This window comes from Candidatus Goldiibacteriota bacterium HGW-Goldbacteria-1, assembly GCA_002839855.1.
Lineage (GTDB): Bacteria > Oederibacteriota > PGYV01 > PGYV01 > PGYV01 > PGYV01.
In genome coordinates, this window is the sequence record PGYV01000004.1 from 175,003 (window position 1) to 188,995 (window position 13,993).

13 protein-coding genes are annotated in these 13,993 nt (G+C 43.2%); all 13 read right to left on the reverse strand.

Features of this window, described 5'->3' with window-relative positions; genetic code table 11:
* Positions 1–14: 14 nt before the first annotated feature.
* Complete coding sequence (locus CVV21_04585; GenBank protein PKL92028.1) at positions 15–1,079, reverse strand: mechanosensitive ion channel protein MscS; 1,065 nt, start codon at positions 1,077–1,079, stop codon at positions 15–17.
* 113 nt (positions 1,080–1,192) lie between these two features.
* The gene (locus tag CVV21_04590; GenBank protein ID PKL92029.1) at positions 1,193–2,224 is read right to left on the reverse strand and encodes a hypothetical protein; all 1,032 of its coding nucleotides are present in this window, start codon (positions 2,222–2,224) and stop codon (positions 1,193–1,195) included.
* Positions 2,225–2,250: 26 nt separating this feature from the next.
* The gene (locus CVV21_04595) at positions 2,251–2,565 is read right to left on the reverse strand and encodes a hypothetical protein (GenBank protein PKL92030.1); all 315 of its coding nucleotides are present in this window, start codon (positions 2,563–2,565) and stop codon (positions 2,251–2,253) included.
* A gap of 55 nt (positions 2,566–2,620) precedes the next feature.
* Complete coding sequence (locus tag CVV21_04600) at positions 2,621–3,955, reverse strand: hypothetical protein (protein PKL92031.1); 1,335 nt, start codon at positions 3,953–3,955, stop codon at positions 2,621–2,623.
* Positions 3,956–3,982: 27 nt separating this feature from the next.
* Positions 3,983–5,935: a hypothetical protein gene (locus CVV21_04605; protein ID PKL92032.1), complete on the reverse strand. Its 1,953-nt coding sequence runs from the start codon at positions 5,933–5,935 to the stop codon at positions 3,983–3,985.
* 274 nt (positions 5,936–6,209) lie between these two features.
* Positions 6,210–8,177 carry a hypothetical protein gene (locus CVV21_04610; protein ID PKL92033.1) on the reverse strand — a complete coding sequence of 656 codons (1,968 nt, stop codon included), beginning with the start codon at positions 8,175–8,177 and terminating at the stop codon, positions 6,210–6,212.
* A gap of 83 nt (positions 8,178–8,260) precedes the next feature.
* Positions 8,261–8,857 carry a hypothetical protein gene (locus CVV21_04615; protein ID PKL92034.1) on the reverse strand — a complete coding sequence of 199 codons (597 nt, stop codon included), beginning with the start codon at positions 8,855–8,857 and terminating at the stop codon, positions 8,261–8,263.
* Positions 8,847–9,746, reverse strand: coding sequence for a hypothetical protein (locus CVV21_04620; protein ID PKL92035.1), 900 nt, complete (start codon positions 9,744–9,746; stop codon positions 8,847–8,849). The genes CVV21_04615 and CVV21_04620 overlap by 11 nt, the downstream gene beginning before the upstream one ends.
* Positions 9,747–10,584: 838 nt before the next feature.
* Positions 10,585–11,274, reverse strand: a complete 690-nt coding sequence (locus CVV21_04625) for an amidotransferase (protein PKL92036.1) — start codon at positions 11,272–11,274, stop codon at positions 10,585–10,587.
* Positions 11,271–11,642 (reverse strand): hypothetical protein, encoded by a 372-nt coding sequence (locus tag CVV21_04630; protein PKL92037.1) that lies wholly within the window; start codon positions 11,640–11,642, stop codon positions 11,271–11,273. Before CVV21_04630 ends, CVV21_04625 begins: the two co-directional genes overlap by 4 nt.
* 45 nt (positions 11,643–11,687) lie before the next feature.
* Positions 11,688–12,524 carry a hypothetical protein gene (locus CVV21_04635; GenBank protein ID PKL92038.1) on the reverse strand — a complete coding sequence of 279 codons (837 nt, stop codon included), beginning with the start codon at positions 12,522–12,524 and terminating at the stop codon, positions 11,688–11,690.
* Positions 12,487–13,170, reverse strand: a complete 684-nt coding sequence (locus tag CVV21_04640; GenBank protein ID PKL92039.1) for a hypothetical protein — start codon at positions 13,168–13,170, stop codon at positions 12,487–12,489. Before CVV21_04640 ends, CVV21_04635 begins: the two co-directional genes overlap by 38 nt.
* A complete protein-coding gene (locus CVV21_04645) occupies positions 13,167–13,982 on the reverse strand; it encodes a hypothetical protein (protein ID PKL92040.1) in 816 nt (271 codons plus the stop codon). The genes CVV21_04640 and CVV21_04645 overlap by 4 nt, the downstream gene beginning before the upstream one ends.
* Positions 13,983–13,993: the final 11 nt, after the last annotated feature.

Sequence of the window (13,993 nt, forward strand, 5' to 3'; positions counted from 1 at the left end):
CTCCGTTATTGTTTTTATTTTTTCACGTAAAGCGTCTGGGTGGGATAGGCAAATTCTATGCCCTCTTTTTCAAACGCTTCGTAAATTTTAAAGTTTATTTCCTGATTAATATCCATATACTTATTATAATCATTTCCTTCAACATAGTAAACAACTTCAAAATTAAGCGAGAAATCGCCGTACGCCGAAAAATGCGCCCTGTCAAACCTTGCCCCGCTTATCGCCGTTATTATCCCGCCGATTATTACGGGTATCTTTTCAAGTTTTTCTTTTGGCGTGCCGTAAACCACCCCAAGTTTAAAAAGGACCCTTCTTGTAACCATTTTTTTGTAATTTTTTACCTTTGAATTGGTCAGCGCGGAATTTGAAACCACTATTTCCTCCCCGCTTAAGCTGCTTATACGGGTGGTTTTTATCCCGACGTTTTCCACGGTTCCCATGACATCGTCAAATATTATAAAATCCCCGATCTTAAACGGTTTGTCAAACATTATAGAGATATAACTGAACAAATCCCCCAGAACCGCCTGCGCGGCAAGCGCCACGGCTATACCGCCTATGCCAAGGCCTGCCACAACAGCCGACACTTTATATCCCAGATTATCAAGTACAAGGATTATTCCTATAATCCATATAACCATTTTTATAAGCCCCATAATGCCTTTCATGCTCTTTGCCCTTATTTCATCGTCTTCCCCTTTAACCGCAACTTTAACAATCATGAAATTAAGCACCATAATAACAGCGCGTATTGCAAAAATTGTAACCAGTATTATCCCGGTTTTATTTACTAACGCTTTATATTGCCCGGCAACAGAGAGGTTATTAAAAGCAAGAAAAAACAGCCCGGCATAAATAAGGGGATATACTATCTTTTCAAACACGTCAACGGCAAAGTCATCTAACTTCCAGGAAGATTTACTTATCCATTTTTTTATCCTTGAAACTACAAACTTATTTAATACAAACAATAAAACCGCAGGCACCAGAAACATGCCGATAGACACCAGATACCTTAACACCGTATTGCCAAAAATCACTTTATCAAGAAAACTTTCCTGCTGAAAAAAATCAAACATAACGTCCTCCTTAAATTATTGATATAAAGAATTATAAGATAATGCCCCGAAATGTCAACCTTACAACGCCGGAAGATACAAATAGCGTTTTAAAGAAATTTTAGATACGCCTTTTATCTAAGGCATGCCGCTTTGCCGAATATCTGCACCTTTTCGCCCTTGGCCGATGCCGCCTGTATCCGGTATATATACAGCCCGGACGCGACAGGATTCCGGTTTTTATTCCTTCCGTCCCATAAAAAGCTGTTTATCCCGTGCAGCCCTTTAACCGGTTCTGATTCAAAAACAACCTCTCCGGATACCGTGTATATTTTCACAGTTACATCCGCTTCCGCGGTCAGGTAATATACTATCTGCGCCTCTTTTCTGAAAGGGTTTGGAAAAGTCCCCTTGCCCATAAGCATAAGCACCGGAGGAGTGGGAGATGCGGTCGGAGTTATTGTAGGAGAAGGAGTAAGCGTACCCGTTACAGTCACGGTGGGCGTGGCCGTTGTTGTTGCTGTTTTGGTCGGATAAAAAATATACTGTGTGTCAGACGCGGTCTCTGTTACATTGTCGGCGGAAATATACGCGGTATTGCTTATGAATCCCGCGTAAGCATTTGTTATTATAGAAGGAAAGCATACCGTAAACGGCTGGCCTTTACCCACACTGCTGTACGTCCATATCACCTGCCCGCCGGTATAACTGCCGCCGCCGTAAGGGGCAATAGGCATTAATTCCGGAGGCAGGGGGTCTCTTATGACCACATTTGAATAAGTGCTTATTGCCGTTCCAATTTCTTCCAGAAATACATCCCAATCAGACGAAGGAGTCCAATAATCCAGCCATATGCCGTGGGTAAGAGAGGGTAAATCTTTAGGATTGGAATACGTATAACCCATCATATCCGCGCATATTGCATGAATCGCTACGCCTTCATCAGATAATGATTGCGCGGTATGTGTCAACGAATGAACCCCATTACCGTCTTCAATTGTTTTAACCGTGTTATCAGTTACAAGTATTATTGTTTTTGAAGCGTCAGCCCTCCACGCGGATGACTGCGCGGACAAAAGCCCTTCAAGCCCGCTTTCCGGGCTGTCTCCGCCTGATAGAAGCGAAATTCCGTTTATTGCCGACAGAAAATCCGCGTCAGACGGCATAAAGCCATAATTGGTAATAGGCTCACCTATATATATATATCGCTGTATGTTACAAGGCCCTGCCTGTAATCTATACCCTCCGCTGCCAGAAGGTTTGTCATATGACTTATATTATTTTTAATATTGGTTATACCTGTACTCATAGATCCGCTTATATCTATCACCCATACAATATCCGCTTTTGGAACAGATGCCGAAGCTTCAATTTCCAGGCAGACAGTAACCGTATCCCCTATAAAGCCCACTGATGGTTCAATGGATTTATTCAGCGTTAACGGCCCGGAAAAGGCCGCTGTATATAAAAATAAACTGACAAAAAAAATAAATATTACCTTTTTCAACTTCCCTCCCGCGTATATTCCGTGTCTTTTCTACATAATATATTATCGGCCGGCCTTATGCTATGCCGTATTCCTTTATCCTGTAAAGAAGCGTCCTTCTGCTTATACCAAGAATTTCCGCGGCTTTTGTCCTGTTACCTTCGGTCTTTTCCAGCGCCTGCCTTATAAGCGATACTTCAGCTTCCACCTTTTTATCCTTGCCGGCCCTAAACATAAGGCTGTTATCTGTTTTACACTCCGCTTTGCTTAAATATCTTGCCGCGATTTCTTCCGTGACTTCCGCGTCTTTTTCCATTATAAGAAGTTTCTGTATCACGTTTTCAAGTTCCCTGATATTTCCGGAAAACCTGCATTCCGATATGTATTCAACAGCTTCAGGGGTAAATTTCTTCTGCGCTATGCCGTATTCGTCCGAATACTTCTTATTAAAGAAATTTATAAACAGCCCCACATCCTCCCCGCGTTCACGCAGAGGAGGCACGGCAAATTCCACCACATTAAGCCTGTAATATAAATCTTCCCTGAACGTCTTTTTTTCAATGGCTTCCTTTATATTAATATTAGTGGCGGCTATTACGCGGGCGTCTATCTTAACGGGCTTTGTATCGCCCAGCCTGTTTATTTCCTTGTCCTGCAAAGCGGCAAGCAGTTTTGCCTGAAGTTCATTTGGAAGTTCGCCTATTTCATCAAGAAAAATAGTGCCGCCTGTGCCAAGTTCAAATTTGCCGGGTTTATCGCATGCAGCGCCGGTAAAAGCGCCTTTTCTGTAGCCAAAGAGTTCTGATTCCATAAGCGTTTCCGGAATTGCCGCGCAGTTAACCTTAATAAACGCGCCCTGCCTTCCGCTTTTTTCGTGTATTATTCCCGCTAAAAGCCCTTTACCCGTGCCGGTTTCCCCCGTTATAAATACGGGCCCGCCCGTTGTTGCCACGCGGTCTATCACGCTGTTAATTTTTTCAATTTCCGGGTGGCGGGACTGAAAAAATATTTTTTCTATGCCGCCGGAAAACTGTATTTCCATTTCAGAACTGCACCGCTCTGACACTGCTTTTTTTACTGTGTTTACAAGCTCGGACTCGTCAAAAGGTTTTGATATAAAATCATAAACCCCGCTTTTTACCATATTCACCGCGGTTTCAATGGAACCAAAAGCGGTAAGTATTATAAAAACAGGCCCCAGTTTTTTTGCTTTTTCATAAAGCGCTATGCCGTCCATCCTGGGCATGTTTATGTCGCTGATAACCAGATCAACTTCATTGTCATTTATTTTTTCCAGCGCTTCCACCCCGTCAGCCGCTTCTATTATGTCGGTAAAGCCGTTTCTTGCCAGAAGCTGTTTTAAGACCTTTCTTATATTATCCTCATCATCCACAATAAGCAGTTTTGCCATTATGTCCTCCCCCGGTAAATCCGGTTTTTATGACGGAAGCGAAACAGTGACTTCCGTAAATGTTTCCCCGTCGCTGTCTATAATTAAAAGCCCGCCGTGAGCCTTTACCAGTTTTTCCGACACAGCCAGCCCAAGCCCCGAACCTTTGGACTTGCTTGTATAAAGCGGCTCTTTTACTTTTTCTATAAGCGCTTTATTAATGCCGCAGCCGTTATCCCTGACTTTTATTTCCACTGACTCTTTCTTTTTTACCGTCTCTATTTTTATCACCGGACTCTGCCTGCCTTCCATTGCTTCAACAGAATTTATCAGCAGGTTATATAAAACCTGTTTTAACTTGTCCGGGTCAGCCATGACATTTACAGGGCAGTTTGTACCCGTAAGCTGAAAATCAACTGATGCGGCCTGCGGCTGCAGTTTGGAAAGTTTTACGCATTCATCGGCCAGCGCGCATAAATCCGTCTGTTTAAGGTCAAGCCTGACCTCTCCCGAAAAGTCTTTCCACGTATCCAGAATTCCCGTAAGCCGCCTTACCTCTTTTCTTACTATTTCCACGTTTTCGCGGTCATCTTTCCTGTCGGGAATAATAAGCTGCACAGCGCCCCACAGCGCGGCAAGGGGATTTCTTATTTCATGCGCCATCTGTTTTGCCAGAAGCCCTATACGCTTCATATTCTCTTCTTCCATTATTTTTTTCTTAAGGCGCATCGCGTTTAAAAGCACGGATGTTTCCATAGCCGCCAGATTAAACGCTTCGCATTCATCCTGCGTGAAAGAAATATCAGCGGTCTGTTTTTTCCCGGCAATAATACCGGTCACTTCGCCGCCGTATTTAAGGGGCGATGCTATGTCCGCGTTTAAAACATTCAGAAAATTTTTCTCTGTTTCATCGGATAAACCGTAGCGTACCGCAACCCTGTCAGGGACAGCCATGGAATTTAAAACAAGCGGGAATTTGCCGGCTTTTTCAGGCTGAAGTATCGTAAAATACTCGCCTTCTTTTACATAAGATACAGTTTCCGTTTCAAGGTATTTTTCAAGCACACCCTGTATATAAAAAAGTTTTTCTTCTTCATCCGCCTGCATGGTTTTTGCCCCTTCAATGTGTTTGACCACAATTCCGGAAGGAGGCGACCCGGAAGCCTGTTCAAAAAAGTCCGAAAAAGAATTTCTGGTACGCGCCGAAAAAAATACGGCGCCAAAAGACAGAATGACAAAAACCGAAGCCATGGCTTTCCACTCTCCGTTTAAAAGGTGCTCCGCAGCCAGAAATAAAAAAGCCACTATAAGCGACACAATTACGGAAGCCGCAAAATTTCTTATTATAATTCCGGTGTCTAAAAGCCTTAATCTGAAAATGGCAAAAAATATCATTAACCCGTAAACCATATTGGATACTATCCCGGCGTGCTGTATTTTATGAAAGCCAAGCCCGCCTGTAAGGTCCAGCATGCCGCCGGCAAAAAGCACAAGGAAAGCCGAAATAACAATACCTATTTTTATCCGCTCCTGCCGGAACTTGACAAGCCGGTAGTTGCTGATTAGCATATAAAATACGACAATAAGCGCCGCAAAGATATATATCATAATGCCGGTCTGATATAGAACGGATTTTTCAAATTCTTCAAATGCCGGATTGAAAAAAACCATCAGAGCCGCCCCGGCAAGGATAAACGCGGGCAGCCCCACAAAAAAGGTGTATTTTATTGTTGTCTTTTTTTCAAGACGAAAAAGCGAACACGCAAAAAACATGCCTGCTGCCGGAATAAAAGAGGTTACTATCCTGTTGATTATTTCAAATTCTTCAATGCCGTAATGCTGCCAGAAAAGCACGCAGCCCGCCCATCCGGAAAGCAATAAATTCAAAAGCGCAAAAGATACGCTTAGCGGGTTAATTCCCTTTATAAGGGCTATTATTGCCAGAATGGCATTAACAGCCGCGGCTATCGCGATAATGTTATAAATCATTGTAAATAACAATTTATCACCGCTTTAAGTAATTATCAAGGATAATTACAGCCATTGGCACTCCCTTAAAATAAAAGTAGCAGGCCGGCATTTCTACCGGTCTGCTACACCCCTCGGACCCTGAACTTTGTTTCTTTAATTTCTGTATCGCCTCACTCCGGCTATAACTAAGCATAAAACATGCCGAATAATATCCTATATTTTATAGGGTTTTATTGAAAGGTTTATGCGCAAATCTTTGCACGTTGCACACTTTTGAGTTTTTCTTGCGCAGTTATAAATTGCTTTATTTATAAGGAATTTCTATTCTTACCTCTGTATAGGCGGCGCCGTCGCTTTCCAGAATAAGCGTCCCCTTGTGCGCCTCCACAATTTTATCAGACACATATAAACCAAGCCCTGTGCCTTTTACCTTTGTGGTAAAAAGCGGCTGTTTTAACTTTCTCATTATTTCCGGATTAATACCCGTACCGTTATCTTTTACCCTGATTTCAAAAGTTGTTTCCTTTTGAATTAAGGATACTTTCACCATTGGCGCGCGGCTTTTTTCACAGGCGTCTGCCGCGTTAAGAAGTATATTTAAAATTACCTGTTTCATCCTGTCTTTATCAAATTCCGCAGTAAAAGAAACCGCGGGTTTTTTAAAACTAAACTCCACATTCCGACCGGTTAACTGCGCCATCTTTACCGCTTCTTCCAGAAACATTATTACATCATTCGGCGACTTTTCCACTTTTATGCGGTCGGAAAAATCTTTCCACGATTCAAGTATGCCCCTAAGCCGGTTAATTTCATCCCTTATTATGGCAACATTTTCCGCGTCTGTTTCGCTTTTGGGGTCAATTAACTGCGCCGCGCCCCAAAGGGCTGTAAGCGGATTTTTTATTTCATGCGCCATCTGCCTTGCCATTAAACCTATGCGTTTCATATTTTCTTCCGCGTCAAGCGTACGCCTTAAAAGATAAGAGTTAATACACGCGGATATTTCTATTGCCCCGTCCGTAAAAAGGGAAATTTCATTTTCCAGAAAAGAAATATCAGCTGTCTGTTTTTTCGCGGCTATAACCCCTTGTTCTTCGCCGGCGTAAAGAAGCGGCGCTATTATATCCGCTCCGAAAATCTTAAGGGTGCCATCCTGTACGCCGGCTTCATACTTAAGCATTATGCCGCTTAATTTACCGCTGTAATCCACGGTAACACCGGAATCCGGCCCCATGCTCCACGACGGCACATAATAGTTTCCTTCCTTTATATATATAATGACATCCATTTCCATAGTTTCAGACAGCAGCGCAATTATCGCTTTTATTTTTTCTTCATCGCTTATCTCTGAAACCTTCATTTTTTTAAGTTCCTGCGCGGCCAGTTCGGTGCCCGACGCGCCGCTTACGGAATCAACAAAAAGTTTTATTACCCCGTGAAGAAACCTTGCATAGTAAAAAACAGCAAAACTTAAAATAAACAGCGCCATTATTCCAAAAAACCTGTCTTTGCCGTAAAAATAAGCGGCTATGGCATAAAACACCGTCGCGGCGCCTGCCGCTATGGAATAAATAATAAGATTTTTCAGCACCACTCCGGCGTCAAACAGCCTGTGCCTGAAAATGGCGCCAAACAGTATCAGGCAGTACACCGCGTTTGCAATGTTTCCCATGTGGTTAAACCTGTGAAGCCCAAGCGCGCCGGTTAATTCAAACAGGGCTCCCGTGAAGAGCACGACAAAAGCAAATATCACGTATTTTATCTTTATCTTTTCCTGCTTATACTGAACTTTGCCGTATTTAAACAAAAGCACCATAAAGCCTGCCATGCTGAAAACAAGAACATGCATAAGCATCCACACTTTAAACGGCGGAGTATTATAGAATGAATTCAACGCCGGCGAGAAAAACGTGGATATGCTGTACAGCGACAGCAGCGCGGAAAAAATTACGGATATTTTTAACAGGGATATACCCGGGCCTTTTGTAATTTTAAAAAAAGTAAGTATCAGAAAAATTCCGGCAGGCGGTATGAATGAAACCACAACCGCGTTTATTTTTTCAAGATAGTGTATCCCGCCGGGGCCCTGCCAAAGAATTACAAGTGCGTTCCATACCGCAAGCAGTATGCTTAGTATGGCAAATGAAATATTAAGCCTGTTTTTTCCTTTGGTTAAAGCCAGTATGCCAAGGACCGCGTTTACAGCGCCTGTTGCCGCGATAAGATAAAAAATTGTGCTGTTATATGATTCCACCATTGTGTTCATGTCCATACTTTATCACCCCGCCTGCTTATTTTCAAGTTAAAGTAAAAAGGCGGGGATTGCTCGCCCCGCCTTTTTTATACCCTTTATTTTTAAAACCTTATTGAAGTCAGAACCCCGAATACCGGGAATTCAAGGCCGTGATTGCCGTCATTTTCCACTATTTTCTGCTGCGACAGGGATTCAGAATATGACACGGAAGGCTGTGTGCCTATAGGGATAACCATAAGGTCAAAAGAATAGGTCTTGTTAAGTATGGCTCCCGCTTTTACAAGCACCCCCGCGTGGCCGCCGATAATTATGTCATAGTACGCGCCCACGCTTAAACGGAAGTCAATAGGCTTAACCGGCAGTATCAGGGCTATTTCCGCTTCCGGCATAAAATCATACAGCCCGAAAGACCAGCTGGCATCAAAGATTCCAAGCGCTTTTTTGTTAACCCCTTCATAGGCCACGTATATCAGAGGCAGGGTGAACTTTGAAGAAGCCAGCGGCAGGCTGTTTACCGCGCCGCCCGCCCCAATAACCCAGAATCCGGTCTTATCTTCTTTCTCCGCGTATATATCCCTTTCCCACGACGGTACATTATCATTTGCCTGCATATATCCGCCCGCAAAAAGCGTCCCGCATAAAGCACCCACCGCCGCAGCTGTCATTACAAACTTTCTTACACCGTTTTTAATTCTCATTGTTATTCTCCTTTTTCATTTTGTTTTGTCCTGAAAGCGCGTTCATTAACGCTTCAAGTTTTTTTATGGATTCGGTTGTTTCAAATATTACGGAATAAAAATCAAGTGCTGTTATCACCCCCAGTCCGGAACAGGCGGCAATCTTTGCCCCTTCATCCGGGTGAAATACCGCCGTTAAAAGGGCGGCTGCCTTTGCGGCTGTGAAAAAAGCGCCTACAATATTTTTTCCTATCGCGAAATTACCGCTGTACGCCGGAATAAGCGACAGCACCGCCTGATTGACGGGGTCATTGGACATTTCCTGCGCGAATTTTTCCTGAACCCAGACCCCGATAGGTTTATTGCCTGTCATATAGTGGTCATAATATCTGGGCATACCCATAAGCTCCCATGTGTTAAAATTTCTAAAACCGGCATTGTCGGCAAGAAAATCAAACAGGTCCAGCGTATAGGTAAGTTCCGTTATATACCACCCGTTATTTTTTCCGGCTTTTACCACCCTGCTTTCAGACGCTATCTTTCTTTTTGCCTCTTCATCAAAATTAAACTTAAAATCCAGAAACCTGTCTATTGAATAAACCATTTCTTCCCTTGCGTACTGCAGCGACCTGTTCTGCGCGGATAAAACATCTGTGCCCGGTATTTCCGCAGTACCCCTGGAATTAATTGTATAAATTTTATTTCCGGTTGTAGAAGCGCATCCGCAGAGAACAATTACCGCCGCTGTAACCACTGCCAGTTTTATTTTTTTCATTTTATTTTCTCCTTTTGGTATTTGTAACACCTGTGTAATAGCAACAAGCGTGCCGCGGCTTTTACCTATATTTTTAAGGGATTCTAAGGTGCATTTCCGCGCAACGCGTTGCGCGCACGGCAGATATGCGCTCATATAAAGAATTGCAGCGCAGGAAAACCGAGGGACAGAGGGACGGATGATAAAAAATAGCTGTTTAAGCTATAGGCAGATAAGCAGAAGCGAAAGAAAAAATTTTTTATGCTATAGCTTAACTACTTAAAATGCTAAAGTGCTATGTTTTGTCGTGGTAGACGCGGGTCTTTAGCCCGCGGAAGTTGATTTTGATTTGAATTTTTTTGTCTTGGTAGCCGCACCCTTTAGGGTGCGTTGTTTAGATTTCGTTATTGCTTATCTGCCTTCGTCTTAATCGCTCGTTTTTTAAATCAACTGCCGCACCCTAAAGGGATGCGCCTACCACTACATATATCTAAGCCCGGTAAACACGGAGGGACGGAAGGAGAAACAAACATAAAACAAATATCGAGAATTCGAAATTCGAAAATCGGAATAAAACCACAGGGGTTGGGTGTGTTTTTTCAGTGCGTGCCGCGTAAGCATAGTATGTATGCGGCACGGGCGGTTTAATGCTGCGCCGGCAAATCCGGTTGTGCCGCGGGTTCCCGATTGCCAATGAGTGAACACAGTATAGATTTCAAGGTTGTTTGGATACAAACATACCAATTTGCGGCGCGTGCTGAAAAAATACACACAACACCTGGAAGACTGCGGCTGGGCAGCTGGGAGGAGCGAAAGAACAGCGGTTTAAGCTATAGGCAGATAAGCAGAAGCGGAAAAGACAAATAAAACACGAGGGACAGAGGGTCGGATGCACTGAGGGACGGAAGAAAAAACATAAAACAAATATAGAGAATTCGAAATTCGAGAATTGGAAGAAAACCACAGGGGTTATGTGTTTTTTCAAAAGCGGGATTTATCGGGAAAAGTTATCCATGAACTTTATCATCTGTTCGTTTATAAATGCAAACCTGTTCTTTTTTTCCATTACAGTGTCAAGCGTCCGGACATATTTACCCGGTACAATTTCATTTTCACATCTGCTGTAAAGTTCTTTAACGCTTTCTTGTGTGGATTCAAGGTGGAACTGAAACGCGGCTATATCATTCCCACAAATAAAACCCTGATTTTCACACGCGTCAGAATACGCAATACGCTCGCAACCGTCAGGTATTTCAAAAGTTTCACCGTGCCAGTGAAAAGCAGAAAATTCATGCGGGATGCCTTCAAGGACTTTTAAATGCCTTCCTGCTTCCGTAAGATAAGTATTATGCCAGCCTATTTCTTTCTCCCTGTTGGGATAAACCCTGCCCCCCAGGCATTCTGCCAGAAGCTGCGCTCCCAAGCATATGCCCAGCACTTTTTTGCATGAAGATATTGCCATTGATATAAAACCTTTTTCGCCTGACAGCCACGCGTATTTATCAATATCATTAACACTCATCGGGCCGCCCATTATTATAAGCATATCAAAAGCGTCCATTTCCAAAAATTTTTCATTTTCATATACCCTTGTATATGTCAGCTTATGCCCCCTTGCCTTTGCCCACGGTTCTATTGTGCCGGGACCTTCAAAAGGCACGTGCATAATTATATGTATGTTCATTTTTCACGCCCGTTAAGCCTTACCATTATATACACCAGAAAAAGAAAATTAATCATAATCATAACGCCCAGTATCAGATCAGTTGCCGCCGACTTATTTTCCGCCTCTTTTATCCTCTGCAAAGTAAGCGCTTCCCTTTCATCAATCATCTTTTCTTCAAGCACCCGGTCAAGTATCTCCCTTGTCTTCTTTATATCTTTCTGCTGAATCTGCTGCGCAGGTACAGGCACAAGCGTGGCGGCCGATTCTGCCGCGGGGGTCTTTTCAATATTTTCTATCAGTACCATTATTTTGTCTTCTTTTTCAAGCGCGAATAAAATCATTGAGGAAGATAAAACAATAACGCATGCCAGTATCTGTTTTTTCATTTAACACCCCGTTTGTCCGTTTGATTAATTATACACCAAAAATTTCTATATTTCTTTTAATCTTGACCGCCAAAAATGTTTATACACGGCAGACGCGCAAAAAATACCCGCCATAAAAATGACCACAGTTGCCCCCAGGGGCAGATTAAACGCGAAAGCCAGCAGGCTGCCAAACGCCCCTCCAAGAAATCCCGCCAGGCCTGATAATATTAAAAAAGACTTAAAACTTATGCACACCTGTTTTGCCGCGGCAGCCGGCAGGATTATCATTCCAAATATCATAAGCCCGCCCGCCGTATTAAGCCCCGCAGACACCACCGCGCCGGTTAAAAGCAGCATCATATAATATATCCGTTTTTCTTTAATCCCGTTTGCCGCGGCCATCTGCCTGTTAAACAGCACAAACACAAGCCTGCTGTAGTAATAAACTATAAAAACGGTTTCTATTGCCAGGATAAAAACAGAAACAGCAATATCCGCCCAGCCGGAAAGAAAGACATTTCCCCAAAGTACCGAATACAGCATCTGCCTGTGCCCTTCAAAGATTCCCACACCTAAAAGCGCAATCGCCATTAAAAACGCGAACATCACGCTTAAAATTGAATTAACCGATGACTTAACCCTGTCAGAGACAGGCCCTAAAAGGGCCGACATTAAAATAGACGCGGCAAAAGCCGAAAGTTTACCGGGAAGCCCTAAAATAACCCCCCATACCCCGCCTGCCATTGCGGCGTGAGACACTGCCACGCCCACAAAAGGAATTTCCAGAAGCAAGATAAACGCGCCTGCAAGGCCGCACGAAGCGCCGGTAAAAACACACGATAAAAACGCCTTTACGTAAAGTTCATCCATATATTTTTTCCATGGCGTTTTTTCCGCCAAACAGCTTATCTGCCATGCCGTCAAAAGAAATTTCCCCTTTTTTCAGCACAACCACGCGCGCCGAAGAGAACGGCATGGCGTTTATCATATGCGTTACAAATATAACGGTGATATTGTGTTTTTTATGTATTGAATCGGCAAGTTTAAGAAAATTTAAGTACGCGTATGGGTCAAGGTTAAGATTAGGTTCATCAAGCACCAGCAGTTCCGGTTTTCTTACAAGCACCATAGCAAGCATCACTTTTTGTTTTTCCCCGCCTGACAGTTCATAGAAACGTGATTTTAAAATTTTCTGTATTTTAAGTTCAGTTACTATTTCACTTATTTCTTTTTTTACCGCCGCTTTATCCATTCCCGTGCTTAACGCGGAATTTTCTATCAATTCCCACGCGGTGGCGGGAAAACCGCGTTCTTCACACGAAGACTGCGGAATGTAGCCGTATAATTTTGTGTTTAAAAAAACCTTACCGCATCCCGGCTTTATAAGCCCCAGCAGGGATTTTACAAGCGTGGTTTTACCGGAGCCATTTGGCCCCACAATGGTTACAAATTCCCCCCGTTTTATTTTAAGATTTACCCGCGACAGTATTTTTTTTGAACCCAGTGTAATACCAAGATTTTCCACCGCGGCGAAAACATTGTTCATTGCCTGCAGTCTCCTGCGGTCTGCTTTATAAGGTTAAAATTGTATCTCCACAGCGCAAGAAAAGCGCTGTCATCGCCGTAGGCGCCCGGAAAATTTAAAAGCACCGCTTTTTTAACTTTCAGTTCCTTATTTATTATTTCAGCTGACGTATCGTGGCTGCCGTTTAAATTGCTTAAGATAACCGCGGCAGACTTGTTTCTGCCCTCTTTAATAATTGATGCTATTTCATTTGCGGTAAGATTTTCCGCCTCCCCGAATAACGTTACAGGGACAAAGCCAAAATATTCCGCCAAATCCTTCTGAACCGCGCTTACAACCGCTTTAACCTTCTTTTTCCTCATACAGCTTATGTACATCTGATCATCAGTCACATTTTCCATAATAGAAAAGACCACAGCCTGCCTGTTTTTTTCATACTGCTCAAAATTCCCCGGAAAATTCCCGTTTAAAAGCGCCGCCATTTCTGATAAACCGTTAAAATACCCTTCCGGCGTTGTAAGCGCGGATGCCTTTAAAACTTCCACCCTTGCTTTTTTATTTATCTTTTTTATCGCCTGCGCCAGCGCCTGCTGATACGGGTGTATTATTATAAGTTTTGCTTTTTTTACCGCAAGGGCGTCCTGAGGCTTTAAATCAAAATGTCCCGGGCAGGCATCCGGCGGGATAAGCACGGTATTTTTTATCCCCGGCGCTATATCCTTTGCCAGCGACGCAATCATGGATGTGCCGCACAAAACATTCTGCTGCGCCGTTTTATCGCCGCACGATGAAAATATTATTACAGCTGCAAGTAAAACAAATATCTTTTTCATAAACACCCCAT

Excerpts from the sequence above, each read along its gene's own strand:
- CVV21_04630 (PKL92037.1), bottom strand. The coding sequence starts at position 11,642 with ATGAAAAAACAGATACTGGCATGCGTTATTGTTTTATCTTCCTCAATG.
- CVV21_04600 (PKL92031.1), bottom strand. The coding sequence starts at position 3,955 with ATGGCAAAACTGCTTATTGTGGATGATGAGGATAATATAAGAAAGGTC.
- CVV21_04645 (PKL92040.1), bottom strand. The coding sequence starts at position 13,982 with ATGAAAAAGATATTTGTTTTACTTGCAGCTGTAATAATATTTTCATCG.
- CVV21_04640 (PKL92039.1), bottom strand. The coding sequence starts at position 13,170 with ATGAACAATGTTTTCGCCGCGGTGGAAAATCTTGGTATTACACTGGGT.
- CVV21_04615 (PKL92034.1), bottom strand. The coding sequence starts at position 8,857 with ATGAGAATTAAAAACGGTGTAAGAAAGTTTGTAATGACAGCTGCGGCG.
- CVV21_04625 (PKL92036.1), bottom strand. The coding sequence starts at position 11,274 with ATGAACATACATATAATTATGCACGTGCCTTTTGAAGGTCCCGGCACA.
- CVV21_04590 (PKL92029.1), bottom strand. The coding sequence starts at position 2,224 with ATGCCGTCTGACGCGGATTTTCTGTCGGCAATAAACGGAATTTCGCTT.
- CVV21_04610 (PKL92033.1), bottom strand. The coding sequence starts at position 8,177 with ATGGACATGAACACAATGGTGGAATCATATAACAGCACAATTTTTTAT.
- CVV21_04585 (PKL92028.1), bottom strand. The coding sequence starts at position 1,079 with ATGTTTGATTTTTTTCAGCAGGAAAGTTTTCTTGATAAAGTGATTTTT.
- CVV21_04620 (PKL92035.1), bottom strand. The coding sequence starts at position 9,746 with ATGAGCGCATATCTGCCGTGCGCGCAACGCGTTGCGCGGAAATGCACC.